Annotated in this window: 17 protein-coding genes; 8 read left to right on the forward strand and 9 right to left on the reverse strand. The window is 61.8% G+C overall.

The window, feature by feature from the left end; genetic code table 11:
* The first annotated feature begins 16 nt into the window (after positions 1-16).
* Positions 17-1,219, forward strand: a complete 1,203-nt coding sequence (locus tag B5E60_RS02380) for an MFS transporter (RefSeq protein ID WP_087309275.1) — start codon at positions 17-19, stop codon at positions 1,217-1,219.
* A 129-nt stretch (positions 1,220-1,348) separates the two neighbouring features.
* On the opposite strand, the gene B5E60_RS02385 is transcribed toward B5E60_RS02380, so the two are convergent.
* The 7 genes from B5E60_RS02385 to B5E60_RS02415 form a co-directional block, all read right to left on the reverse strand.
* Positions 1,349-2,557: a homoserine dehydrogenase gene (locus tag B5E60_RS02385; RefSeq protein ID WP_087309276.1), complete on the reverse strand. Its 1,209-nt coding sequence runs from the start codon at positions 2,555-2,557 to the stop codon at positions 1,349-1,351.
* A 40-nt stretch (positions 2,558-2,597) separates the two neighbouring features.
* Positions 2,598-3,614: a homoserine O-acetyltransferase family protein gene (locus B5E60_RS02390; RefSeq protein ID WP_087309277.1), complete on the reverse strand. Its 1,017-nt coding sequence runs from the start codon at positions 3,612-3,614 to the stop codon at positions 2,598-2,600.
* A 22-nt stretch (positions 3,615-3,636) separates the two neighbouring features.
* Positions 3,637-4,923, reverse strand: coding sequence for an O-acetylhomoserine aminocarboxypropyltransferase/cysteine synthase family protein (locus B5E60_RS02395; RefSeq protein WP_087309278.1), 1,287 nt, complete (start codon positions 4,921-4,923; stop codon positions 3,637-3,639).
* A 347-nt stretch (positions 4,924-5,270) separates the two neighbouring features.
* A complete protein-coding gene (locus B5E60_RS02400; RefSeq protein WP_087309279.1) occupies positions 5,271-5,852 on the reverse strand; it encodes a TetR/AcrR family transcriptional regulator in 582 nt (193 codons plus the stop codon).
* Positions 5,852-7,225 carry a TolC family protein gene (locus B5E60_RS02405; protein WP_087309280.1) on the reverse strand — a complete coding sequence of 458 codons (1,374 nt, stop codon included), beginning with the start codon at positions 7,223-7,225 and terminating at the stop codon, positions 5,852-5,854. The genes B5E60_RS02400 and B5E60_RS02405 overlap by 1 nt, the downstream gene beginning before the upstream one ends.
* A gap of 3 nt (positions 7,226-7,228) precedes the next feature.
* Positions 7,229-10,414 (reverse strand): efflux RND transporter permease subunit, encoded by a 3,186-nt coding sequence (locus tag B5E60_RS02410; RefSeq protein WP_087309281.1) that lies wholly within the window; start codon positions 10,412-10,414, stop codon positions 7,229-7,231.
* 3 nt (positions 10,415-10,417) lie between these two features.
* Positions 10,418-11,659, reverse strand: a complete 1,242-nt coding sequence (locus tag B5E60_RS02415; protein WP_087309282.1) for an efflux RND transporter periplasmic adaptor subunit — start codon at positions 11,657-11,659, stop codon at positions 10,418-10,420.
* A 163-nt stretch (positions 11,660-11,822) separates the two neighbouring features.
* Here B5E60_RS02415 and B5E60_RS02420 point away from each other — a divergent pair, with 163 nt between their 5' ends.
* The 7 genes from B5E60_RS02420 (at position 11,823) to B5E60_RS02450 (ending at position 20,816) form a co-directional block, all read left to right on the forward strand.
* Positions 11,823-12,677 carry an AraC family transcriptional regulator gene (locus tag B5E60_RS02420; protein WP_087309283.1) on the forward strand — a complete coding sequence of 285 codons (855 nt, stop codon included), beginning with the start codon at positions 11,823-11,825 and terminating at the stop codon, positions 12,675-12,677.
* 274 nt (positions 12,678-12,951) lie between these two features.
* Positions 12,952-13,956: a 2-hydroxyacid dehydrogenase gene (locus B5E60_RS02425; RefSeq protein ID WP_087309284.1), complete on the forward strand. Its 1,005-nt coding sequence runs from the start codon at positions 12,952-12,954 to the stop codon at positions 13,954-13,956.
* A 314-nt stretch (positions 13,957-14,270) separates the two neighbouring features.
* A complete protein-coding gene (locus B5E60_RS02430; protein ID WP_446697988.1) occupies positions 14,271-15,461 on the forward strand; it encodes a cupin domain-containing carboxymuconolactone decarboxylase family protein in 1,191 nt (396 codons plus the stop codon).
* A 101-nt stretch (positions 15,462-15,562) separates the two neighbouring features.
* Complete coding sequence (locus B5E60_RS02435; RefSeq protein WP_087309286.1) at positions 15,563-17,230, forward strand: 4Fe-4S binding protein; 1,668 nt, start codon at positions 15,563-15,565, stop codon at positions 17,228-17,230.
* Between the two features lie 12 nt (positions 17,231-17,242).
* Positions 17,243-18,622 carry an aldo/keto reductase gene (locus B5E60_RS02440; protein ID WP_087309287.1) on the forward strand — a complete coding sequence of 460 codons (1,380 nt, stop codon included), beginning with the start codon at positions 17,243-17,245 and terminating at the stop codon, positions 18,620-18,622.
* Positions 18,623-18,785: 163 nt separating this feature from the next.
* Positions 18,786-20,138, forward strand: a complete 1,353-nt coding sequence (locus B5E60_RS02445; RefSeq protein ID WP_087309288.1) for an MATE family efflux transporter — start codon at positions 18,786-18,788, stop codon at positions 20,136-20,138.
* A 96-nt stretch (positions 20,139-20,234) separates the two neighbouring features.
* Positions 20,235-20,816, forward strand: coding sequence for a Crp/Fnr family transcriptional regulator (locus B5E60_RS02450; protein WP_087309289.1), 582 nt, complete (start codon positions 20,235-20,237; stop codon positions 20,814-20,816).
* A gap of 206 nt (positions 20,817-21,022) precedes the next feature.
* On the opposite strand, the gene B5E60_RS02455 is transcribed toward B5E60_RS02450, so the two are convergent.
* Complete coding sequence (locus B5E60_RS02455; protein WP_087309321.1) at positions 21,023-22,480, reverse strand: efflux transporter outer membrane subunit; 1,458 nt, start codon at positions 22,478-22,480, stop codon at positions 21,023-21,025.
* The gene (locus B5E60_RS02460) at positions 22,477-25,575 is read right to left on the reverse strand and encodes an efflux RND transporter permease subunit (RefSeq protein ID WP_087309290.1); all 3,099 of its coding nucleotides are present in this window, start codon (positions 25,573-25,575) and stop codon (positions 22,477-22,479) included. The genes B5E60_RS02455 and B5E60_RS02460 overlap by 4 nt, the downstream gene beginning before the upstream one ends.
* Position 25,576 lies beyond the last annotated feature (1 nt).

Consider the following 25,576-nt stretch of genomic DNA (forward strand, 5'->3'; position numbering starts at 1 on the left):
TCGAAAATCTTTGCACATGGAAATCAAAACAGGGAAAGGGTCCATTCCGCTCGTCGTGCTGCTGGCCATCTGGTCCGTGTCGGCCATCGCTTCGCTGCCCGGACTGGCCATCTCGCCCATTTTGGGCGATCTGAACAAGGTATTTCCGAAAGTGACCGATCTGGAGATCCAGATGCTGACGTCGCTGCCGTCGCTGCTGATCATCCCCTTCGTGCTGCTGTCGGGCAAACTCTCCGAAGGTCGCGACAAACTGCGGATTCTCGCCGTCGGACTGTCGATCTTCTTTCTGAGCGGCGTGGCCTGCCTCTTCCTGCGCAGCATCGTCAGCCTGATTGTCGCCAGCTGCATCCTCGGCATCGGCGCCGGGATGGTCATCCCCCTCTCCACGGGGCTTGTCGTCGAGTACTTCACGGGCGACCGGCGTGTGCGGCAGCTGGGTTACAGCTCGGCGATCAACAACCTGACGCTCGTCGTAGCCACCGTGGTGACGGGTTATCTGGCCAATGTCGACTGGCACCTCCCCTTTCTGGTCTATACGCTGCCGGGGCTCTCGCTGGTCCTGTCGTTCTTTCTGCGGCGCCGTCCTCCCGAGCCCGAACCCGCCCGGAGCATCCAGCTGCGCAACAAACGCATCGATTGGCGGAAACTTGTCGGCCTGATGCTCTTCTACTTCTTCATCACCTATGCCGTGCTGGCCATCGTCTACTACGCATCGTTCCTGATCGACGATTACCGCATCCGCAGCTCCTTCTCCGGGGTGCTGATCGCATTGTTCTTTCTGGCCATCATGCTGCCGGGACTCTTTGTCGACCGCATCATCCGGCGGCTACGATCGTGGGTCAATTTCGTCGCGCTGCTCTCGGTGGCTGCCGGACTGCTGTGTCTGGGGCTCTTCCGCAGCGAAGCGCTGCTCGTCGTCGGGGCGCTGCTGGCCGGTTACGGCTACGGCATCATGCAGCCCGTCATCTATGACAAGGCCGCTACGATCGCTCCGCCGCGATCGGCTACGCTGGCCCTCTCGTGCGTCATGGCGATGAACTACCTGGCGGTGATGATCTGCCCCTTCGTCGTGGATCTCTTCCGCGATCTCTTCCACACGCACGGCGAACGGTTCCCCTTCCTGTTCAATGCCGTGCTGGTGGCGGTCATGGCCGCCGTGACGTGGATGCGCCGTGCGGACTTTACCCTCGGATTGGGCGAGGAGTACTACCGCGACTGATGCTCCCGGGGGTGGCGACCCGAAAAAGAGAGATCCGGGATGCCAATTTTCTGCCTCTGTTCTCTCTGTTCTCTCTGTTCTCTCTGCTCTCTCTTTCTCTCTGCTCTTCCTGCCCCCCCCCTCTCTTGATCAGTCGCGGTTGAGGAAGAAGATCGGAATGTTGGCCAGGAAGACATCCTTGCCCGAGAGCTGCGGGCGTTTGGCGATCAATTCGCTCAGCAGGATGTCGCCGATGACGTAGTTGCTCTCCTCGCTGATGAACTGCTCGTGGATTTTCGTGAAGTGAAGGATCTGCCGGACGTCGGTTTCGCGGTAGCGGGCGTAGATCTTCAGCTGGATGTCGGTCGTGTATTCGGGCTTCTCGATGTAGTTCATCTTCTTGTACTCGTAGCGGTAGTTGTGCTGCCGGGCCATGATGTCACTCAGGATCGACGAGGCTGTCGGAAGGCTTCCGGCCCCCTTGCCGAACATGAACTGGCGGTCGTAGCACTCGCCGCGGATCACCACGCCGTTGTACTCGTCGTCGACGCTGTAGATGTACTTTGACGGGGTGACGAACTCCGGCATGACGAACATCGTGAAGTGCTCGTCGCTCACCTTGACGACCTGTGCCACCAGTTTGATCTTGACGTTCTTTTCGCGGGCGTAGCGGATATCCGAGTCGTGGATCGTCGAGATGCCATAGGTGAAGATCCGCTCCGGGGCGACGTACGTTCCCAGGGCGTGGACCGTGATGATGACCAGTTTGAAGAGCGAGTCGTAGCCCTCGATGTCGAACGACGGGTCACTCTCGGCAAACCCCAGCGCCTGGGCCTGAGCCAGCGCATGGGCGTAGGAGTCGCGGTGGTCGAAGACCCGCGAGAGGATGTAGTTCGACGAACCGTTCAGAATGCCCTTCACCTCGAGCAGCAGGTCGTTGTCGTAATACTCCTCGAGGTTGCGGATCACGGGGATCGAACCGCACGACGAGGCATCGTAGAGCAGCGCCACGCCGCGCGTCTTCTGAATCTCGATCAGTTCCGGAAGGTGGTGGGCCAGCATCGTCTTGCTGCCCGAAACGACCGGAATGCCGCGCAGCATGGCCCGTTTGACAATCCGGTAGGCCGCCTCGGCATCGTTGATCACCTCGACGACCAGATTCACGTTCTGGTTGTCCAGAATGTCGTCCACCGACGAGGTGAAGAGCTCCGGATCGACTTCGATCTTGCGGGGTTTCTGCGGGTCGCGCACGCAGATCTTCACGATCTCGGCGTGGGCGTTCTTCGATTTGCGCACCACTTCGTAGATGCCCTGTCCGACGACGCCGAATCCGAACAGTCCGATTTTGATTTTCGTCATAGCCGTATCTGTTTTTTGTTTGTTGATCAGAGAGGTTGTATCACGGCTCCGCCTCGAAGGGGCGCAGCAGCGCGTTGAGTTGTTCGTACTCGACCAGAAAGCCGTCGTGACCGAACGGCGAGTCGATCTCTCCGTAACGGCTTCCGGGGATCCGGCGTTGCAGGCGCCGCATCTCGGCCGGGGTGAAGATGATGTCGGTCGTGATCCCGACGATGAGCGTCCGGGCCCGGATCCGCCCGAGGGCCGCCTCTACCCCGCCCCGTGCGTATCCGACGTCGTGCGTGTCGAAGGCGTCGAGGATCACGTGGTACGAATAGGCGTTGTAGCGCCGGCAGAGCTTCTCGCCCTGGTATTGCTGATAGGTACAGGCGCGGTGGTTTTCGGGCGACTCCTCGCGATCCTGCTGCGTGAGGTTGTAGCCTTCGGGGCCGCGGTAGCTCAGCAGTCCCAGGGCCCGGGCCGTGGCCAGCCCCTTCATGCCGGCATCGGGGCGCTCCTGGCCGTAGGTTGCGTCGGCCTCGAGGGCCATGCGCTGCGTCTCGTTGATGGCGATGTTCCAGGGCGAGGCCTTGGCATCGGTGGCGATCAGCACCAGCCGCTCGATCCGTTCCGGCTCCCCGACGGCCCACTCCACGGCCTGGAATCCCCCGACCGAACTCCCCACCAGCAGTGCAATCCGTCCGATGCCGAGTGCGTCGGCCAGCAGGCGGTGGGCCCGCACCATGTCGCGGATCGTGACGTGCGGAAAGCTGCCGTACCAGGGACGGCCCGTCGCCGGATTCACGTGCAGCGGCCCGGTCGTGCCGTAGTGCGAGCCGAGGATGTTGGCACAGACCACGAAGTAACGGTCCGGGTCGAGAAAACGCCCCTGCTCCACCGTGTGAGGCCACCAGTCGGCCACCTCCGAATTGGCCGTCAGCGCATGGCAGACCCATGCGACGTTGTCGCGTGCGGCATTCAGCCGGCCGTAGGTGTGGTAGGCGATGCGCAGTTCGGGCAGCACAGCGCCCGATTCGAGTCGGAAGGGCCCGGGGGCCCGATAGATCGTCGGTTCCATCGTGAGGCGTTTCGGCGTGCGGTTATTCGACGTGGGTGAAGGCCTGCTCGAAGTCCTCGATCAGATCCTCGACATTTTCGAGTCCGACCGAGATGCGCAGCATCGTCGGCGTGACGCCGGCGGCCGCCAGATCGGCCTCGCTCAACTGCTTGTGGGTCGTTGAGGCGGGATGGGTCACTACGGTGATCGAGTCGCCGATCATCGTCATGTTGGCTGCCAGGCGGAGCGACTCGACGAAGCGCACGGTGCTCTCCAGCGTTCCCTGCAGCTCGATGGTGAAGACTGCCGACGACCCGAAACGGTAGTATTTGCGGGCGTTGTCGTGGCTCGGATGGGTGTCGAAACCCACGTAGCTGACCGTGCGCACCTTCGGGTGGAGGCGGCAGAATTCGGCCAGCCGGCGCGTCGATTCGACCTCCTGACGCACGCGCAGCGAGAGGGTCTCCAGACCGATCAGCATCAGGTACGAATCGAACGGCGAGGGGCAGCACCCCATGTCGCGCAAGCCGTCGACGCGACACTTGACGATGAAGGCCGCCGCACCGAACGCCTCGTGGAGATTCAGCCCGTGGTAGCCCTCCGAAGGACCGTCAATCTGCGGGAACTTGCCGTTGGCCCAGTTGTAGTTGCCGCCGTCGACGATCACGCCGCCCATCGACGTCCCGTGGCCGTTGATCCACTTCGTGGCCGAGTCGACGACGATGTTGGCCCCCCACTCGAAGGGATTGCACAGGTAGCCCGCCGCGCCGAACGTATTGTCGACCACCAGCGGCACGTCGCGCCGCCGCGCCAGTTTGCCCAGCGCCTCCAGATCCGGCACGGCACAGGTCGGATTGCCCATGCTCTCGACGTAGAGGGCCTTCGTGCGATCGTCGATCAGTGCCTCGAACGACGCGGGATCCTCGCTCGGAGCGATGCGGCAGTCGATGCCCAGCCGGCGCAGCGTGATGCGGAACTGGTTGTAGGTGCCGCCGTAGAGGAACGGCGAGGTGACGATGTTGTCGCCCTCGCCGGCCAGCGAGAGCACCGTGACCAGAATGGCCGACATGCCCGACGAGACGGCCAGCGCCCCGACGGCACCGTACAGGGCGGCGATGCGCTCCTCGAAGGCTGCCGTCGTGGGGTTCTGCAGCCGGGTGTAGATATTTCCGGCCTCGCTCAGTTCGAAGAGCCGCGCCGCATGGTCGCAGCTGTGGAAACGGTAGGCTGCCGTGGGCCAGATGGCTATTCCGCGCGAACCGGTCGGTTCGTCGGGGTTGAGTCCGGCATGGATCTGCCGGGTCTCGAATCGGTACTTTCGCGTATCCATTTCAATTGACGTTTGATAGCGGTTTTACAAAAAAATCCGACTTTCTTCAAAGCCGGATCATATCGTTTCTGCACACGAAAAGGTTACACCCGGCTTGCTCGGCTGTACATGCACATGACCATCATCATCGTCGAGGAGGTGTCGACGACTTTCTGCGTATATACGCGATATGTGGTTTGTGCCTTCATGCCGCTTTCCGGGTTTCGGATCGTGTTGTTGGTGCAAATATAGAAAAAGATTTTAATAAATGCAACCCGACACAAGAAAAGCCCCGCATTTTTCGTGCGGGGCTTTTCGCGGGTTTCCGTGGCCGGGCTTTCGGCCGGCCCGGGCCGGGTATGGGATTTTCACGCCCGGCGGTCGATCAGCTCGATTCCCTGACGGGTAGCTGCACCGCGCAGTATCGTGCGGCAGAAGAGGCTCAACTCTTCACGCGAGGTGCCGTTCAGCCGCAGGTCGAGCAGCGAGCCCATCAACTGTTCGGTAAAGGCCGCAGCGTCGATCTCGGGCAGCAGCAACTCCTGTTTGCGACAGGAGTCGAGCAGCAGTGAGAGCTCCTTGTGCCAGAATTCGCGGTGTTCGTCGTAGTGCTCGGCGAAGACCACCTTGCGGCGCAGGTCCGACAGAAAGCTGTGATCCACCTTGTAGAGGTTCTCGATGTACTGGTTCATCAACCGGAGGGCCTTCTGCAGGGGATTTCCTCCCCGGCGTTTGCGACAGGCAACGATCTGCTGCTGCTGTTCGTTGCGCATGGCGTCCAGACAGGCGCCGATCAGATCGTTCTTGTCGGTGAACATTTCGTAGAGCGTGCGTTTCGAGATGCCCAGCGTCTGTGCAATCTCATCGACCCGCACGGCACGGATGCCGTTGCGGGAGATGAACTCCTGCGTCGTGCGGATGATCTCTTCCTTGGTCGCTCCCCGCTTCATTACTTCTCCTCCTGGCTTGTAAGGTCACGTCCGCCGCCGAGAGCCTGATAGAGGCTCACGATGCCCTGGATCTCGTCGAACTGATCGGAGATCTGCGACAGCTGGGCCGAGAGCAGCGACTGTTGGGCGGTCAATACCTCGAGGTAGGTCGTCGTGCCGTGCTGCATGAGCAGTTCGGTAGCCTCGACGGCACGCTCGAGCGCCTCGATCTGGGCGATGCGCAGATCGGTCTTGGCGCGGGCCGACTGGCACTGCACCAGTGCGTTGTTGACCTCGGCTCCGGCATTGAGCAGCGCCTGCTGGAATGCCAGACGCGACTCCTCCTGCTGGGCCTTGGCGATCTTCACCTGGGCGCGGTTGGCGTTGGCGTTGAAGATCGGCTGCAGCAGCGATGCGGCGGCCGTCCAGATCAGCTTGCCCGGATCGACAATGATGCCGTTGTTGTTCGTCCAGCCGAGCGTACCGCTCAGCGTGATCGACGGATAGAGCGCCGACCGTGCACTGGCCGTAGCGTAGTAGGACTGCATGAGCGAGTATTCGGCCTGACGGATGTCGGGACGGTTCGAGAGCATCTGCAGGGGCACGCCCACGGCCAGCGTGGCGGGCATCTGCTGTGCCTCCAGAATACCGCGCTCGATCGGGTGCGGAGCCTCGCCCAGCAGCGAGCAGAGGCTGTTTTCGGTCTGCGTGCGCTGGTAGGCCAGATCGTGCAGCGACGCCTCGATCGAGAGCGTGTTGGCCTCGTACTGGGCCACGCCGGCCTCGTTGGTCAGACCCGCATCCTTCATAGCGCGCATCATCTCGACGCTCTGACGCCATTTGGCGGCCGTCTCTTCGGTCACCGTGTACTGGCTGTCGAGCATCAGCAGCGTGTAGTAGAGGTTGGCCACGCTGGCGATGAGCTGCGTCTTGACGGCCTGCTCATACTCCTGGCTCTGCAGGTAGAGTGCCTTGGCCTTGCGTTTGGCGTTGGTCAGACCGTTGAAGATGTCGATCTGCCAGCTGGCCGTCACGGGAATCGTGTAGGTTTTCGTCGGTGTGGCGCCGTCGAAGCTGCTCAGCGAACCCTGGGGGGCGAAGTTGAACGACGGAAGGTAGGCCAGCCGCGCCGATTTGAGCGTGGCTTCGGCCTCCTTGACGCGCCATCCGGCCGATTGCAGGTCGGTGTTGTTCTCCAGAGCCCGCGTGATGAGCGTCTGCAGCTGCGGATCGGTGAACATCTCCTGCCAGCTGATGTCGCCCAGCGTGGTCGAGTCGTTGGTCTCGGCCGTGCCGTACAGTCCGTCGGTCATCACCTCGGGACGGGTGTAGGGCTTGTAGATGCCGCAGCCGGTCATGGCCGCTGCAGCCAGTATGATGATGGCTTTTCTCATGGTTTACTCCTCTTCTTTCTCGTTTTTAACCTCTTCTACTTCGGCGCGTACGGCCCACTGCGGATCGGGATCCAGTTCGAGGGGTTTGATCTTCTCCTGGAGCGTCTCGAAGACGATGAACAGCGTCGGCACGAGGAACAGCAGGGCCAGCGTTCCGACGATCATACCTCCGACGACACCCGAACCCAGCGTCGAGTTGCCGTTGGCACCTACGCCGTGCGACAGTACCAGCGGGATCATACCGAAGACGCAGGTCAGCACGGTCATCAGGATAGGACGCAGACGGACCTTGGCGGCCGAGACGGCGGCCTGCGTGAGGCTCATGCCCGCACGGCGGCGGTCGGCGGCGTACTCCGTGATCAGGATGGCGGTCTTCGACAACAGACCGATCAGCATGATGATACCCGTCTGGAGGTAGATGTTGTTTTCGAGTCCCATGATCTTGGCCAGCAGGAACGAACCCATCAGTCCGCACGGTACGGCCAGAATGACGGCGAACGGCAGCAGGAAGCTCTCGTACAGGGCGCTCAGGAGCAGGTAGATCAGCAGGATGCAGATACTGAAGATGATGATCGTGTTGCTGCCCGTCTGGGCCTCCTCACGCGTGATGCCGTCGAACTCGTAGCCGTAGCCTCGGGGCAGTACCTGGGCGGCAACCTCCTGGATGGCCTTGATGGCGTCACCCGACGAGTAACCGTCGGCGGCCATACCGTTCACGGCGATCGAGTTGTACATGTTGAAGCGGTTGAGCACCTCCGAACTGTAGACACGCGTCAGGTTGACGAACTGACTCAGCGGAGCCATCTCGCCGCTTTCGGTGCGGACGAAGACGTTGTTCAGCGATTCGGTGTCGAGCCGGTATTTCGGGTCGGCCTGGATCGTCACGTAGTACATCTTCGAGAATCGGTTGATGTTCGAGACGTACTGTCCTCCGTAGTATCCCGAGAGGGTCGAGAGAATGGTCGAGGGCGATACGCCGGCGCGTTTGGCCTTGGCGGCGTCGATGTCGACCATGTACTGCGGGAAGTTGATGTTGAAGGTCGAGTAGGCACGGGCGATTTCGGGGCGCTGGTTCAGCGCGGCGATGAACTGCAGGTAGATGTTGTAGAAATCGGTCAGGTCACCGCCCGTCTTGTCTTGAAGGTTCATCGAGAAACCGGTCGACGTACCGTAACCCGAGATCATGGGCGGAGCCACGGCGAAGAGCTGGGCATCCTTGATGTCGGCCGTGCGGGCGTAGATCTGGTTGATGACCGCATTGACGGCATCCTCCTTATCGGGACGCTCGTCCCAGTCCTTCAGCTTGATGATACACATACCGTACGACGTACCCTGACCGGCGATCATGCCGTAACCGGCCGTCTGCATGAAGTCCTTGATCTGCGGGATGCTCCGGACACGTCCGGCGATCTCCTCCATGACCTTGTTGGTTTCGGAGAGGGTCGAACCCGGGGCGGTGGTGACGTTGACCATGATGGTACCCTGGTCCTCGTCGGGCACCAGACCCGTCTTGGTGGAGTCCATCAGCACGATCAGTGCCACAAAGGCCAGGCCGAGCGTCGACCACATGAGCCACTTGTGCTTGATGAAGAGCATCACGCCGTGCTTGTACTTGGCCACCAGGGCGCCGAAGGCGGTGTTGAAGGCCTTGCGGAAGCGGGCTGCGAAGTTGTCGCGCATCTCGCCGTTCTCATCCATATAGGGTCTCAGGATCAGGGCGCAGAGGGCCGGCGAGAGGGTCAGGGCGTTGACGGCCGACAGACCCACGGACACAGCCATCGTGATACCGAACTGCGTGTAGAAGACACCCGACGTACCGCCCATCATCGCCACGGGGATGAACACGGCCATGAAGACGAGCGTCGAGGTAACGATGGCCGACGTGATACCCGACATGGCGTCGATCGTGGCCATGTAGGAGGACTTGTATCCGGCGTCGAAGCGCGCCTGAACGGCCTCGACGACGATGATGGCATCATCGACCACCGTACCGATCGCAAGTACCAGGGCGAAGAGCGTCAGCAGGTTGATCGAGAATCCGGCCACCGACAGGAAGGCGAACGTACCGACCAGGGCCACGATGATCGAGACCGTCGGGATGAGCGTCGAACGGATATCCTGCAGGAAGACGTATACGACGAGGATTACGAGCAGAATGGCCTCGAAGAGGGTCTTGACCACCTCCTTCATCGAGGCGTAGAGGAAGTCGTTGACGCTCTGCAGGTGGGCGATGGCGATGCCTTTGGGCAGCTCCTGCGAGATTTCGTCGAGCAGCGCGTTGACGTCGTTGACGACCTGCGTGGCGTTCGAGCCGGCGGTCTGGAAGACCATGGCGCTGACGCCCGGGTGTCCGTTCGTGTAGCCCTTGAAGGCGTAGGATTCACGGCCGAGTTCGATGTCGGCGATATCCTTCAGACGCAGGATGTTGCCGTCGGCATCCGAGCGGATGACCACCTGCCCGAACTCTTCGGGGGTCTGCATGCGTCCGCGATACTTCATCGTATACTGGAACGTATTGTCGGAGTTCTCACCCAGCGTACCGGTAGCCGATTCGATGTTCTGCTCGGCCAGTGCCGCCGTTACGTCCGACGGGATGAGCTTGTACTGGGCCATGATGTCGGGCTTGAGCCAGACACGCATCGAGTAGTCGGCGCCCAGCGTGAAGGCCTCGCCGACGCCCTGGACACGCAGGATTCGGGGCTCGATATTGATCTTCAGGTAGTTCGACAGGAACGTTTCGTCGTAGCTGTCGTCAGGGCTGTAGAGCGAGAAGATCTTCACCATGGAGGTCTGACGCTTCATGGTGGTCACACCGATCTGCGTTACCTCGGAAGGCAGCTGTCCGGTGGCGGTCGATACCTTGTTCTGTACGTTCACGGCCGCCATGTCGGGGTTGGTTCCCTGGCGGAAGTAGATCGAGATCGAGGCGCTTCCGGCAGCGGCGCTCGAGGTGATGTAGGTCATGTCCTCGACGCCGTTGATGGCCTCCTCGAGGGGCACGACCACCGATTTCTGAATGGTCTCGGCACTGGCTCCCGGATAGGAGGCACGTACCATGACCGTCGGGGGCGCGATGTCGGGGTATTGCTCGATAGGCAGTGTTGCAAGGCCGATGATGCCCGCAATCACGATGACAATGGAGATGACCGACGCCAGTACGGGTCGTTCAATGAAATGTCTGAGTGTCATGGGTTATTCCTCCTTTTCGGTTTGAGTCTGGGCCGAAGCGGCCTTCTGCTCGGTCTGGTTATCGGCGGCGGCAGCCTGCTCCTGGTTCTCTGCGGCGGCAGGAGCTGCGGCAGCCTCTTCGGCGGGAGCAGCCTGAGCGGCGGCCTCGCCCTTCGGACGGATCGGCGTGCCCTCACGCATCAGGCCGACACCCTCGGTGACGATCACATCGCCCGGAACCAGTCCCGACGTGACGATATATTCCTGCCCGTTGGAGATCTTCTCGACGCTGAGCGGGGCCGACGTGGCCTTGCCGTCTACGACCTTGTAGGCGAATACCTTGTCCTGAATCTCAAACGTGGCGGCCTGCGGCACGACGATGCAGTTCTTGAACGAGTTGGTCAGCACGACGTTGCCCGAACCGCCGCTGTGGAGCAGTCCGTCGGGGTTGGGGAATGCGGCGCGCAGCGAAACGCTGCCCGTCGAGGTGTCGATCACACCGCTGATCGACTCCACGCGGCCCTTCTTGTCATACATCGAGCCGTCGTTGAGCTGCAACTCGACATCGGGCATGTTCTTCAGCGTCTGGGCGATCGAGCCGTAGCGGCGCGTGAGGTTGAGCAGCTGGTTTTCGGTCATCGAGAAGTAGACATACATGGTCGAGTTGTCCGAGACGGTGGTCAGCGGCTGGGGCATCGAGGCGCTCACCAGGGCACCGACCCGGTAGGGAAGCGTGCCGACGACGCCGTTCGACGGAGCCTTGACAACCGTATAGGAGAGGTTGTTGGCCGCGTTTACGCGCTGAGCTTCGGCCTGAGCCAGCTGGGCCTTGGCCGTGAGCAGGTTGTTCTCGGCGGTCGAGAGGTCGAACTGCGAGACAACGTTGCGGGCGAAAAGTTCTTTTTTGCTGTCATAGGTAAGTTGGGCCGTGGCCACGCTGGCTTCGGCGGCTGCGACATTGGCCTCGGCGGTCTGCAGGGCGGCCTTGTAGGGGACCTGGTCGATGATGAAGAGGGTCTGCCCCTTCGAGACGTTCTGACCTTCGGTGACGCAGAGTTGCCAGATGGTTCCCGAAACCTGCGGATAGATGTCGATGTCCTGGCGACCGCGGATCGTTGCCGAGTAGTTGGTCGGGATTTCGCGGTCGGTCTGGGCGATGGTCATCACGGCATACTCGCCGGGACCCATGGCCGTCGGAGCCTGCCCACATGCAACGGCAGCCAGGCAAGATGCCCAAACGGCCGCTTTCACGAATGTTTGCTTCATAACTTTCCTTTGCTTTATTGTACTAAAAAACTTTTTCAGGTGCAAAAGTATCTTAAAAACGGTGCCGATGTGCCTTATATTGCGAACAGTGTTGGCATTTTTCGGAACAATAATAGAGGAATTAACTCTTTTTTCACTATTTTTGTTCGAAAAAAGAATTCACATGACCTCAATCAACCCGTTAATCACCTCTGCGGAGGAGCAGTTCATTGTCGGCGAGTCCGATTTTTCCTACTTCGAGCAGAATGCCCACCGCCTCGAGGGGTGTGCCATTCTCTTCTGTCGGGAGGGACATGCGGAGGTGATGGTCGATCAGTGTCAGGGGCGGCTGCAATGCAATTCGACGGTGTTGCTGCTGCCGGGGAGCTATCTGCTTTTTCTGGATCGGACGGAGAATTTTCGTGCCTCGTACTGCACATTTTCGCGGGATCTTTTTCTGGAGGCGGCCTTCCGCCTGGATCCGGGATTTTTCGAGATCGTGCATCGCAATCCCTTCTCGTCGACTCCCCCGCAACGGATTGTCGACGGAACCAATATCTGGTTTCAGATGATGGCCTTCAACTACCGCGACCGGCAGAACATCTACCGCAATACGATTGTCAAGAACCGGCTGCAGAACGTCCTGCTGGAGATCTACGACAAGATGCAGCGTTTTGCTTCGAAGCAGATGCCGGCCGGAGAGTCGACGACACGTCAGACAGAGCTGTTTCAGCGCTTTGCAGCCCTTGTTCACGAATATTGCTCGCAGGAGCGCGAGGTGTCCTTTTATGCCGACCGGCTCTGCATCTCGGCGCGTTATCTGTCGACGATCGTGCGCAGCGTGGCCCATACGTCGGCCAAGGAGTTCATCGACCGCTCGGTGATGCTTGAGATCCGGATGATGCTCCGCTCGACGGATCTTTCGGTGCAGGAGATCGCCTACCGGTTGAAATTCCCCGATCAGTCCTATCTGGGCCGCTTCTTCAAGAAGCACGCCGGGGAGTCCCCCACCGAATACCGCAACGCACGACGGGGATAATCGCATCCTGCTGTGGCGGGTTTTTTGGTCTTCAAGGGGGCGGCTTTGGACCCGAATTTGCCGCATTCCCGGTGGAGTCGTCTAATATATAGGTGACTGGATACAATCGGCGGCGGAACGGACGATTTCTGGAAACCGACATAATGAAAACTTCGATTTTTCGTTTTCAGAACGACGCGACGCCTCGGATGTCGCACCCTGCGTTTGCGGGTGAGACGGATGCGGGGAGGCGTCGATTCGGGACACGGAAAATTCCGGCTAATATTCGAATGCTATGAAAGTCATGCTTTTCGGGACGCAACCTTACGACAAGGAGTCCTTCGAGCGGATCCGTCCGAATTTCGGCTTCGAGGTCTGCTACCATCGCAGCCATCTGAATGCCAACAACGTAGCGTTGGCCAAGGGGGCGGATGTTGTCTGTATCTTCGTCAACGATACGGCCGATGCCGAGACGATCGGCGCCCTCTCGGAGATGGGCGTGCGGCTCATAGCCCTGCGCTGTGCGGGTTTCAACAACGTGGATCTGAAGGCGGCGGCCCGTTACGGGATTCCGGTGGTACGGGTTCCGGCCTATTCGCCGCACGCCGTGGCGGAACACGCCGTGGCACTGATGCTGGCGCTCAACCGCAAGATCCACCGTGCCTACTGGCGCACGCGCGACGGGAACTTCTCGCTGCACGGTCTGATGGGCTTCGACATGTACGGCAAGACGGCCGGCATCATCGGTACGGGCAAGATTGCCCGGGAACTGATCCGCATTCTGAAGGGCTTCGGCATGGAGATTCTGGCCTATGACCTCTACCCCGACGAGGCTTATGCCGCCCGTGAAGGGATCACCTACGTCGGGCTTGAGGAGCTTTACAGCCGTTCGGACATCATCTCGCTCCACTGCCCGCTGACCGACCAGACGCGTTACATGATCGGCGACGTGGCCATTTCGCACATGAAGCCGGGGGTGGTGCTCATCAATACGGGCCGCGGGCAGCTGATCCATACCGAGGCGCTGATCGACGGACTGAAGGAGAAACGCATCGGTGCGGCCGGTCTGGATGTCTACGAAGAGGAGGCGGCCTACTTCTACGAGGATACCTCGGACCGCATTATGGACGACGACGTGCTGGCGCGCCTCCTGTCGTTCAACAACGTGATTGTCACCTCGCATCAGGGATTCTTCACCCGGGAGGCGTTGGACAACATCGCGCGCATTACGATGTTGAACATCCGTGAATTCGAGGCTCACAAGCCCTTGACGAACGAGGTGCGTATCGACGCCGAGTGACCGGTCCCGCGATCGGGAGCACGACGGCCGAGGAGGAGCGGCCCCGTGCCGGATCCGCTCCTCCTGCCGTCTGCGGACCGGTGCGGGCGGACGCGACGGCCGAGGGTGTACGGGGCCGGCAGCCGTGCTGCCGGGAGAATACGTAAAACGGGTAGGCGGATCCGTAATCCGGGTATGGTTCGGAGGGCGGAAAGATGCTACTTTTGTACCGTGAAACTTTCATCCCGAACCTTATGAACGGAATCTGGAACCTCTTATGGACCGCCCTGCTGTTGGTAACGGGCGGATGTGTACAAACGTTACATGCACAGCATATGGAAAAACCTCAGAAAGTCAGCCCGTTTCCCGTGGGTGACAAATTACCGGAACAGTTTTCGAAGTATTTTATCGGTCAGGCCTGGCTGGCACCGCTGACCCGTGAATCGGCGCTTCACGTGCCGGTTTCGAACGTGACCTTCTCGCCCGGATGCCGCAACAACTGGCACAGCCATACCGGCGGTCAGCTGCTGATTGCCGTCGGCGGGCGGGGCTATTATCAGGCCCGGGGCGAGGCGGCCCGGGAGTTGCTGCCGGGTGATATCGTCGAGATCGCACCTGATGTCGAACACTGGCACGGAGCGGCTCCCGACAGCTGGTTCTCGCATCTGGCCGTCGAGTGCAATCCGCAGACCAACGTCAATACGTGGCTCGAACCCGTCGACGACGCGCAGTATGCGGCCGCCACAACCGCTGCAGCCGCCGCTCCGGTCCTCAGCGAGGATGCCCGGCAGCTGCTGGAGCAGTTGTTCCCGGGTGAAACGCCCATTTTGGGCGGTGAAGATCCCGAACTGGCGGAAATTTTTGCTAATTTTGCACTCGGCGAAGTTCCCTCCCACAGCGATCTCGATCTGCGGACGCGCCTGCTCTGTACGCTGGCCTCGGCCGTGGCGCTGGAGAGCCGGACGCTCTTCCGGACGACCCTTGAGGCGGCTCTTCATACGGGCATAACCCCCGTCGAGGTGAAGGAGGTACTCTACCATGCGGTCCCCTACGCCGGAATGGCGCGTGTGGCCGATCTGCTGGAGCTGACCAACGACATACTGCGGGCCCGGGGCGTGAAGCTGCCGCTTGCGCCGCAGGGGACGACTTCGCGCGAGGACCGTTTCGAAAAGGGTCTGGCTGTGCAGCGGACGATCTTCGGTGCCGCGAACATCGACGCCATGCGTGCCGCGGCTCCCGGGGAGGAGCGTCACATTCAGGATTTCCTCTCGGCCAACTGCTTCGGCGACTACATGACCCGCGGCGGGCTGGACGAGCCGATGCGCGAACTGGTGACCTTTTCGATCCTCATCTCGCTCGGCGGCTGCGAACCCCAGGTCAAGGGGCATATCGCCGGCAACGTGCAGGTGGGCAATGACAAGCGCAAACTGCTGGCCGTGGTGACGCAGCTGCTGCCGTGGATCGGTTATCCGCGGACGCTCAACGCCATCGGTTGCCTGAACGAGGTGCTGCCCGGGAAGAAGTAGGCTTCTGCGGAAGGAGGGGGCGCGGAATGCGGTGAATGATCGACGGATGAGCGTGTGCATCCGTCGGAATGAGATAGTGAGATAGAACAAACTGAATACCCATGCTGCGAAAAATCCGGATCGCATTGGCGACCCTCTTCTTCGTTCTGATCACGCTGTTGTTCCTCGACTTTACGGGGAGCATCCACGCGTGGTTCGGTTGGATGGCCCGGATCCAGTTTCTGCCCGCCGTGCTGGCGTTGAACGTCGGGGTGGTGCTCTTTCTGGTGGTGCTGACGCTCCTCTTCGGGCGCATCTACTGTTCGGTGATCTGCCCGCTGGGCGTCCTGCAGGACCTCGTCTCGTGGTTCTCCGGACGGCGGCGCAGGCACCGCAACCGTTTTGTCTACCGGCCGGCCCGGACGTGGCTGCGCTGGACGGTGCTTGTGCTCTTCATCGGGGTGATGGCCGCCGGTCTGGGAAGCATCGGCGCACTGATTGCCCCCTACAGCGCCTACGGACGCATGGTCCAGAGTCTCGTGGCGCCGTTCTACGGTTGGGGCAACAACCTGCTGGCCTGGGCGGCCGAGCGTCTGGACAGCTACGCCTTCTATTCGGTCGATGTCTGGCTGAAGAGCCTCCCGACGCTGCTCGTTGCCGGGGTGACCTTCGTGGTGATCTTCGTGCTGGCGTGGCGTGGCGGACGCACGTGGTGCAATACGGTCTGCCCGGTGGGCACGGTGCTGGGCGAGCTGTCGCGCTTCTCGCTCTTCAAGCCGCGCTTCGACGTGTCGAAGTGCAACGGTTGCAAGCTCTGCGCCCGCAACTGCAAGGCTTCGTGCATTGATCCGGCGGCTCACACGATCGACTACAGCCGCTGTGTGGCCTGCATGGACTGTCTGGAGCACTGCCGCCAGGGGGTCATCTCCTATACGTGGCGGCACTCGGCACCGAAACCGGCCGCCGGAACCGACGCAAAGGGACCGGACCGGAAGAAGAGTCTCTCGCGGTCGACGGCCGCTTCTGTCCAGGTTGTCTCCCCCGCTGCAGCTACGACCGATAGCCCTGTTTCGGCCACGGTTGTCTCCCCCGCTGTCTTTGCAGCCTCTGCTGCCTCGGTGAACGCCCCGGCCTCCCCGGCTTCGGAGAGTTCCGCCGGGGGGAAGGTTTCGCGCCGCGGATTCCTCGGCGTGGTGGGACTGCTGGTGGGTTCGGCCATTCAGGCCCAGGAGAAGAAGGTCGACGGAGGACTGGCCTTTATCGAGAAGAAACGCGCCCCGGAGCGGTCGACGCCGCTCGTACCGCCCGGAGCCCGGAGCCTGCGGGATTTCCTCGCCCACTGCACGGGCTGCCAGCTCTGTGTGACGGTCTGCCCGAATCAGGTGCTGCGACCGTCGGGCGATCTGATGCGGCTGATGAAGCCCGAGATGTCGTACGAACGCGGTTACTGCCGTCCCGAGTGCACGAAGTGCGCGGAGGTCTGCCCGACGGGTGCCATCCGCCTGACGGATCTGGCCGAGAAGTCCTCGATCCAGATCGGCCACTCGGTGTGGATTCCCGAAAACTGCGTGGTGCGGACCGACGGCGTCTCGTGCGGCAACTGCGCCCGCCACTGCCCGGTCGGGGCGATCCACATGGTGCCGAGCGATCCGAATGACCCCCATTCGCTGCACATTCCGACCATCGACGAGGCCCGCTGCATCGGCTGCGGGGCGTGTGAGAACCTCTGCCCGGCCCGACCCTTCAGCGCCATTGTCGTCGAGGGGCATCAACAACACAAAACGCTCTAAACGGTGAAAGAGATGGAGAAGAACAAGATAGACCGCCGCGAATTTCTGAAGACGCTGGGACTCGGTGCGGCCGCCACGACGGCTGCCCTTTACGGATGTGCGCCGAAGAGCGGCAGCGGCACCTCCGCCCCGCAGGGCGAGGTCCCGACCGACCGGATGACCTGTCGCACCAGCTCGTCGACGGGCGACCGGGTCTCGCTGCTGGGTTACGGATGCATGCGCTGGCCGCTGCTCGAGACTCCGGCCGCCGACGGCAACCCGATCGATCAGGAGACGGTCAACACGCTGGTCGACTACGCGCTGGCCCACGGGGTCAACTATTTTGATACGGCGCCCGTCTACCTGCAGGGATTTTCCGAACGTTCGACGGGCATTGCTCTCAAGCGTCATCCGCGCGAGAGTTATTTCGTGGCTACGAAGATGTCGAACTTTTCGAATCCCACGCGCGAAAACTCGCTGGCCATGTACCGGCAGTCGTTCCGCGAGCTGCAGGTCGACTATCTGGACTACTACCTGCTGCACTCGCTGGGCGGCAAGGGAATCGAGACCTTCCGGCAGCGCTTCATCGACAACGGCATGCTGAAGTTCCTGCAGGGCGAGCGTGCCGCGGGACGCATCCGCAATCTGGGTTGGTCGTTCCACGGTTCGAAGGAGCTGTTCGAACACATGATGGCGATGCACGACAGCGGCGAAGCCCATTGGGACTTTGTCCAGATCCAGATGAACTACGTCGACTGGCGCCACGCCTCGGGCCGCAACCTCAATGCCGACTACCTCTACGGCGAACTGGAGAAGCGCAACATTCCGGTCGTCATCATGGAGCCGCTGCTCGGCGGGCGTCTTTCGCGGTTGACCGACCATCTGGTCGCCCGTCTCAAGGAGCAGCGTCCGACGCAGAGTGCCGCATCGTGGGCCTTCCGCTTTGCGGGCTCCTATCCGAAGGTGCTTACGGTGCTGAGCGGCATGACCTACATGGAGCATCTGCAGGACAATATCCGCACCTATTCGCCGCTCGAGGAGCTGACCGAGGCCGAATATGCACTGCTCGAGGAGACAGCCCGCGATCTGCTCCGGTATCCGATGGTTCCCTGCACCGACTGCCAGTACTGCATGCCCTGCCCCTACGGGCTGAATATCCCGGCCATCTTCGCCCATTATAACAAGTGTATCAACGAGGGCAACGTGCCCAAGAGCGCGCAGGATCCCGATTACCAACGGGCCCGGCGGGCCTTTCTGATCGGTTACGACCGTTCGGTGCCGCGGCTGCGTCAGGCCAGCCACTGCATCGGCTGCCGGCAGTGCGTGTCACACTGTCCGCAGACGATCGATATCCCGCAGCAGCTGCACCGCATCGACCATTTTGTCGAGCAGCTCCGGCAGAACAAGCTCTGATTCCCGGAGTCTCTGTTCGTCCGGGCGCAATTCCCGATCCCCAATCCCGACCGAGATCCTCCCGGCCGGGATTTTTGGGGTCCGTCGTCGGGCCGATTTTTTATCCTATGTTAATTTTTCCGCAGGCGGAAGCCCCTATCTTTGTGACCCAAAAACGGAACCTATGAAAGACAGTATCGATTTCGCACGGATGGACATTCCGCAGTTGTTCCGGCGTCTGCTGATCCCGACGGTGCTGGGGATGGTCTTCTCGGTCGCCTTCGTCATCACGGACGGCATCTTCGTCGGCCACGGCATCGGCAGCGACGCTCTGGCGGCGGTCAACATCACCTCGCCGCTCTTCCTCATCAGCACGGGGGTCGGTCTGATGTTCGGTGTCGGGGCGTCGGTCGTGGCGTCGATTCACCTTTCGCACGGTAAGCTCCGCACGGCCCGTATCAACATCACGCAGGCCGTCGTCGTCTCGACGCTGCTGTTGGCCCTCTACAGCAGCGTGATTTCGCTCTTTATGCCCGAGGTGGCGCGGTTGCTGGGCAGTTCCGAGCGGCTGCTGCCGCTGGCCGTCGAGTACATGCGCTGGTTTGTGCCGTTCCTGCCCTTCAGTGCGCTGCTGAGCTCCGGGATGTTCTTCATCCGTCTGGATGGCTCGCCCAACTACGCCATGTTTTGCAACGTCGTGCCGGCCGTCATCAACATCGTGCTGGACTACGTCTTCATCTTCGTCTGCGGCTGGGGCATGCTGGGGGCGGCACTGGCCACAAGTCTGGGGTATGTCGTCGGGGCGGTGATGATTGTCGTCTACCTGAGCCGGCGTCGCTGCCGGGTTCGCTTCTGCCGCGTGAAGACAAGCCGCAAAAGCCTGCGCCTGACGCGTCGCAACGTCGGCTACATGTGTCGGCTGGGGCTGTCGAGCTTCCTCTGCGAGGCGGCCATCGCCACGATGATGTTTTCGGGCAACTACGTCTTCATCCGCTATCTGGGCGAGGACGGCGTGGCGGCCTTCAGCATCGCCTGCTACTTCTTCCCGATCATCTTCATGGTCAACAACGCCATCGGACAGTCGGCCCAGCCCATTCTGAGCTATAACTTCGGCGCCGGGAATCCCGACCGGGTCCGCAGGGCCTTCCACCTGGCGCTGGCTACGGCCGTCGGGTTCGGAGCGTGTGTCTTTCTTGCAACGGCGCTGGCCAGCCGCTGGATCGCGGCGATGTTCATCTCGCCGGAATATCCCGCCTACAGAATAGCCGTCGAGGGGCTTCCGCTCTTTGCCGCCGGATTTGTCTTCTTTGCCGTCAACATCGTCTCGATCATCTATTTCCAGAGTGTCGAGCGACCGCGTCCGGCCATGGCCCTCACGCTGTTGCGCGGCTTCGTCTTTCAGGTGGGATGCTTTTTCGGGCTGCCGCTTGTGGCCGGTATCCCGGGCATCTGGCTGGCCGTACCGCTCTCCGAGGTGCTCACCTTCTGTGTGGTCGTGGCCATCTACGCACGCCGTCCGAAACATCGGGCCGCATAGAAGCGTCACGTCGCATGCGGTTTTGTCGAGCCGGCGGCTTGTCTTCGCGCTGCAGTTTTCCTATCTTTGCGGTATGAATCGTAACGGCAAGGCGCAATGACTCCCTTTCTCGAAAAATTCAGCCGGAAATATCACCTTCCGATCCCGGCCTGCGAAGCGCTACTCGGCCGCATGGAGCGCTGCGAGTACCGCAAGGGCGAGTGCATTGTGCGTCAGGGCGAGCGCAACGGCGATTTCTACCTGGTGAGCCGCGGCGTCTGGCTCGGCCACTATCTGCACGAAGGGAACGACATTGCGCTGTGGTTTGCCGGGGAGGGCGAGGCGATCTTCTCGACGCGCAGTTATGTCGACGACCGTCCCTCGTCGATCACTATCGAGGCGATGTGCGATGCCGAACTCTATGCCCTTCCGCGTCGGGAGCTGGAACTGTTTTTCGGCGAGTCGGTCGAGGCGGCCAATTTCGGACGGCGTCTGTTCGAGGTGCAGTTTCTCGATCTGGAGAACTGGCTGCTGGCCGCCGGCGGTGCCCCGCGGGCCGAAGAGCGTTACAGGGCTCTGATGGAGGAGAATCCCGAACTGCTGCGCGTCGTGCCGCTCAAACACATCGCCTCCTATCTCTGGATCACGCCCCAGTCGCTGAGCCGCATCCGCGCCCGGCTCCATCGCAGGAAGCCGTAGCCGGATGGATGCCGGCGTCGCTTCGGATCCCTTCACACCGGCATGCGAAAAGACCTCCGACCCACAGGTCGGAGGTCTTTTCGTGTTTTCGTAGGGGCTGATTTCCGTAGGGGGCTGATTCGCATCGGTTCGCAGGGATCTTTGCGGCATCGGAGCGGTGTCGGGCAGCTGCGGCTTATCCCCTCCTGCTCCACCCTCCCGGAGATCTATTCCCTTCCGGAGGTTTCCGTGGCGGTTGCAGCGTCATCCGCGGCGGCCGCAGCCTGCTCTCGGAAGACCGTGCGGTCGACATTCCAACCGCCGCCCAGCGCCTTGTAGAGCTCGACCAGCGCCAGGTGTTCGTTGCGCACGGCGTTGCTCTCCTCGATCTGCGCGTCGAAGAATTTCCGCTGGGCGTCCAGTACGTCGATGTAGCGGATCACCCCGTTGATATACTGCAGCTTGGCCAGTACGACATACTGCCGGGCCGCCTCGCGCAGGTTGTACTTCAACTCGGCCGTGCGGCGCATGTTGCGGTAGGCCACCACGGCGTCGTTCACCTCCTGAAAGACCTCCAGTACCTTCTGTTCATAGCCCAGCCGCGCCTGGTCGTAGGCCGCCAGCGCTGCGCGGTACTTCGCCCGCTTGGTGCCGAAGGCAAAGAGCGGCGCCGTGAGATTGGCGGCCATGTAGGTGAAGGGCGATTCGAGCAGCCCCTTGAAGTGGCCGTTCTCCACACCGCCCGTCAGCGTGAAGGTCAGCCGCGGGAAGCGGTCGGCATAGGCAATGCCCACGCCCGCCATCGCCGCGCGCAGTTGCTGCTCGGACTGCCGCACGTCGGGCCGCCGCTGCAGCAGCGTCGACGAAAGCCCGATGGGCAGCGCTTCGGGCATCACGACATTCAGATCCAGTTTGGCCCGTTCGACCCGGTCGGGGAATCCCCCGGCCAGTACCGAGATCTGGTTCTCCTTCTGGGCGATCTGCAGCTCGAGATTCGGAATCAGCGCCGAGGCGCTCGCCAGCTCGACCTTCGCCTGCTGGTAGTTCGTCTCGGAGGTCAGGCCCCCTTCGAAACGCAGCCGCGCCTGTTCGACACTCTCCTCGCGGGTCTCCACCGTACGGTGGACGATCTGCAACTCGTTGTCCAGCGCCACCAGCTCGAAGTAGGCCGTGGCCACCTCGGCCACCAGCGCCATCTGCAGTGCCCGGGCCCCCTCGACCGAGGCCAGATACTCGGCCGCACCCTTGCGTTTGGCCCACCGCAGGCTCCCCCACAGGTCGGCCTCCCAGCTCAGACGCGCCTTGATGCCGATTTCGGGATCGTTCGAGAACTTCGTGTCGGCATAGTCGTTCGTCTCGCGGTTGGCATAGGCCATCCCGTCGACCGACGGCAGACGCGCGGCCTTGCTCACGCGGTAGAGCTCCTCGAGCTGGCGCACGCGGGCGTCGGCCGACTGCAGACTGCGGTTGTGTTCGAGCGTGCGTTCGATCAGCCGGCAGAGCGTCGGGTCGGAGTAGATCTCCCACCAGTTGCGGTCACTGATCGAGAGTGAATCCCGCTCTCCGGCGACGATCTCTTCGGGAACCTCCAGATCGGGCGACTTGCACTTCTTCTGCACCGAACAGCCGGCGGCCGTCGTCAGCAGCCATCCGCACAGGAGGATATATAAGGTAGTTCGTTTCATCGTTTCGACCATTTTTCTTTCACTTTGTAAACCCAGACGAAGAACAACGGCACGAAGACGATGCCGACCGTGATGGCCACCAGCATGCCGAAGAAGACGCCCGTACCGATTCCCTGGCGGCTGGCCGAACCCGGACCGCTGGCGAACACGAGCGGCAGCATGCCCAGAATGAAGGCCAGCGAGGTCATGACGATGGGCCGGAAACGCAGGTGCGCGGCCTGGATGACGGCCGACAACGTGTCGCGACCCTTCTCGACCTCCTCCTTGGCAAATTCGACGATCAGGATGGCGTTCTTGGCCACCAGGCCCACCAGCATCACCAGACCGATCTGGAAGTAGATGTTGTTCTCCAGTCCGCAGGCCCAGTTTCCGAGGTAGGCGCCGATGCCGGCGATGGGCAGCGAGAGGATCACCGCCACGGGGATCAGCCAGCTTTCGTACTGCGCCGCCAGGAAGAGGAAGACGAAGAGGAAGGCCAGCCCCAGTACGTAGCCCGTTTGCCCGCTGACGTGCTTTTCCTGATACGAGAGGCCGCTCCACTCGATGCCGATCGTCGCGGGCAGATGACGCCGGGCGATCTGTTCGAGGATGGCCATCGCCTGTCCCGAACTGTAGCCCTGGGCCGCTTCGCCCGAGATGGTGGCCGAGTTGAACATGTTGAAGCGGCGGATCGTACCCGGTCCCGTGGTGTAGGAGGTCGTGCCGAGGGCCGTGATCGGGATCATGGCCTTGTCGGCACCCCGCACGAAGAACAGTCCGAGGTTCTCACGCTGGGCGCGGTACGGGGCCTCGGCCTGGATGTAGACGCGGTAGATGCGGTTGAACATGTTGAAGTCGTTGACGTAGACCGACCCGGTGAAGGTCTTCACCGTCGAGAAGATGTCGGCCATCGGAACGCCCAGCATCTGGGCCTTGTCGCGGTCGACGTCGAAGTAGAGCTGCGGAATGTCGTTCTGCATCGACGACGAGAGTCCGGTGAGCTCCTTGCGCTGCGAGGCGTAGTGCAGCAACGTGTCGACGGCCCGCTGCAGGTCGTTGTACGAGGCGTCGCCGCGGGCTTCGAGCACCATCTCGAAACCGCCCGAGGCGCCCAGTCCCGGGATGACGGGCGGCGTCGAGAGGTAGGCCTTGCTCTCCGGATAGCGCTCCAGCTCCTTCCGCACGTCACTCATCACCTCGCGGATATCCGAACTCTTGCGCTCCTCCCACGGCTTGAGGATCACGGTCAGCTGGCTGCGCGACTGGTTTGTCCCCACGCGCGGGCTCGAACCCGTGACGTTGAGCACGTACTCCACGTCGGGCAGCGACATCAGGTATGCCATGGCCCGGTCGGTGACCTTGCGCGTGCGTTCGAGCGTAGCCCCCTCGGGGAGCTCCAGTTCGACGGTGAAGTAGCCCTGGTCCTCCTGGGGCATGAAGCTCTGCGGCACGACCTTGTTCAGCAGCCACAGCGCCACGAGTGTCAGCCCGAAGAGGGCGAGCATCCGCTTCGAGTGGCGCACGCCGCCGCGGATCATCTTCTCGTAGAACTTGTTGCCGCGAGCCAGCCAGAGGTTGATGCGGCGGAACAGGCGGTTTTTCTTCTTGCCCGAATCGGGCCGCAGGATCAGGGCGCAGAGGGCCGGCGAGAGGGTCAGGGCCACGAACGTCGAGATCAGCACCGAAACGGCGATCGTGATGGTGAACTGCCGGTACAACTGTCCGGTGATGCCCGACAGGAAGCTCACCGGCACGAATACGGCGCACAGAACGAGCGACGTGGCGATGATGGCGCTGCCCAGCCCCTTCATGGCCTTTTTGGTGGCCTCGTAGGGCGACAGCCCCTCCTCGTCCATCGTGCGTTCGACGGCCTCGACCACCACGATGGCATCGTCGACGACGATACCGATGGCCAGGATCAGACCCAGCAGCGTCATCATGTTGAGCGAGAAGCCGAAGACGAGCATCACGCCGAACGTACCGATCAGCGAGATCGGCACGGCGATCGTCGGGATCAGCGTGGCCCGCCAGTTCTGCAGCGAGAGAAAGACTACGAGGATCACCAGCAGCAGCGCCTCGATGAGCGTATGGTAGACCTCCTTGATCGACTGCGAGATGTAATCCGTCATGTCGAAGGGGATCTCATAGGAGATACCCTCGGGGAAGTTGCGGCTGATCTCCTCCATGGTCTGCTTGACGCGCTGGGCTACCTCCATGGCGTTTGCGCCCGGCAGCATGTTGACGTTCATCACGGCGGCATTTCCGCCGTTGATACCGCTCTCGGTGTTGTACGAAGCGGCTTCGAGCGAGACGCGGGCCACGTCGCGCAGGCGGATGAGCGAGCCGTCGGGGTTGGCGCGGATGACGATCTCCTCGAACTGCCCGACGGACGAGAGACGCCCCTGGGCGATGATCGGCGTGGTGACGTCGAGATCCGTGATGGGCTGCTGGCCCAGCACACCGGCGGCCGATTCGCGGTTCTGGTCCTTGAGGGCCTTCTGCAGGTCCTGGACCGTGAGTCCGAGGTTGGCCAGACGGTCGGGCTGCACCCAGATCTGCATGGCGTAGTAGCGGCTGCCGACGTTCGAGACGCTGCCGACGCCCGGCACGCGCCGCAACATGTCCAGCACGTTCAGCGTGGCGTAGTTCGAGAGGTAGATTTCGTCGAATTTCGGGTCGTTCGACAGCAGCGTGACGGTCATCAGGCGGCTCGAGGCCTGTTTCTCGACCGAGATGCCGTTCTGCACGACCTCGGCCGGCAGACGCGCCTCGGCCTGCTTGACGCGGTTCTGGATCTCGACGGCGGCCAGGTCGGCATCGGTGTCGATGTCGAAGGTCACCGTGGCGGTGAAACTTCCCGAGTTGGAGTTCGTCGACTCCATGTAGAGCATGCCGGGCGTACCGTTCAGCTCCTGTTCGATCGGGGTGGCGACGGCCTGCGTGACGGTCTGGGCGCTGGCGCCCGGGTACGACGCCGAGATCTTGACCACCGGCGGCACGATGTGCGGATACTGGTCGACGGGCAGCAGCACCAGTCCCAGCAGACCCACGATGACGATGACGATCGAGATGACGGTCGAGAATATCGGCCGGTCAATGAAGAAATCGGATTTCATG

Source organism: Alistipes sp. An116, from assembly GCF_002161005.1.
GTDB classification, from domain to species: domain Bacteria; phylum Bacteroidota; class Bacteroidia; order Bacteroidales; family Rikenellaceae; genus Alistipes; species Alistipes megaguti.

Bases quoted from the DNA above. Each gene is read 5' to 3' on its own strand.
- B5E60_RS02440 (WP_087309287.1), top strand. From the start codon at position 17,243: ATGGAGAAGAACAAGATAGACCGCCGCGAATTTCTGAAGACGCTGGGA.
- B5E60_RS02400 (WP_087309279.1), bottom strand. From the start codon at position 5,852: ATGAAGCGGGGAGCGACCAAGGAAGAGATCATCCGCACGACGCAGGAG.
- B5E60_RS02430 (WP_446697988.1), top strand. From the start codon at position 14,271: ATGGAAAAACCTCAGAAAGTCAGCCCGTTTCCCGTGGGTGACAAATTA.
- B5E60_RS02390 (WP_087309277.1), bottom strand. From the start codon at position 3,614: ATGGAACCGACGATCTATCGGGCCCCCGGGCCCTTCCGACTCGAATCG.
- B5E60_RS02395 (WP_087309278.1), bottom strand. From the start codon at position 4,923: ATGGATACGCGAAAGTACCGATTCGAGACCCGGCAGATCCATGCCGGA.
- B5E60_RS02405 (WP_087309280.1), bottom strand. From the start codon at position 7,225: ATGAGAAAAGCCATCATCATACTGGCTGCAGCGGCCATGACCGGCTGC.
- B5E60_RS02455 (WP_087309321.1), bottom strand. From the start codon at position 22,480: ATGAAACGAACTACCTTATATATCCTCCTGTGCGGATGGCTGCTGACG.
- B5E60_RS02435 (WP_087309286.1), top strand. From the start codon at position 15,563: ATGCTGCGAAAAATCCGGATCGCATTGGCGACCCTCTTCTTCGTTCTG.
- B5E60_RS02420 (WP_087309283.1), top strand. From the start codon at position 11,823: ATGACCTCAATCAACCCGTTAATCACCTCTGCGGAGGAGCAGTTCATT.
- B5E60_RS02385 (WP_087309276.1), bottom strand. From the start codon at position 2,557: ATGACGAAAATCAAAATCGGACTGTTCGGATTCGGCGTCGTCGGACAG.
- B5E60_RS02445 (WP_087309288.1), top strand. From the start codon at position 18,786: ATGAAAGACAGTATCGATTTCGCACGGATGGACATTCCGCAGTTGTTC.
- B5E60_RS02415 (WP_087309282.1), bottom strand. From the start codon at position 11,659: ATGAAGCAAACATTCGTGAAAGCGGCCGTTTGGGCATCTTGCCTGGCT.
- B5E60_RS02410 (WP_087309281.1), bottom strand. From the start codon at position 10,414: ATGACACTCAGACATTTCATTGAACGACCCGTACTGGCGTCGGTCATC.
- B5E60_RS02450 (WP_087309289.1), top strand. From the start codon at position 20,235: ATGACTCCCTTTCTCGAAAAATTCAGCCGGAAATATCACCTTCCGATC.
- B5E60_RS02460 (WP_087309290.1), bottom strand. From the start codon at position 25,575: ATGAAATCCGATTTCTTCATTGACCGGCCGATATTCTCGACCGTCATC.
- B5E60_RS02425 (WP_087309284.1), top strand. From the start codon at position 12,952: ATGAAAGTCATGCTTTTCGGGACGCAACCTTACGACAAGGAGTCCTTC.
- B5E60_RS02380 (WP_087309275.1), top strand. From the start codon at position 17: ATGGAAATCAAAACAGGGAAAGGGTCCATTCCGCTCGTCGTGCTGCTG.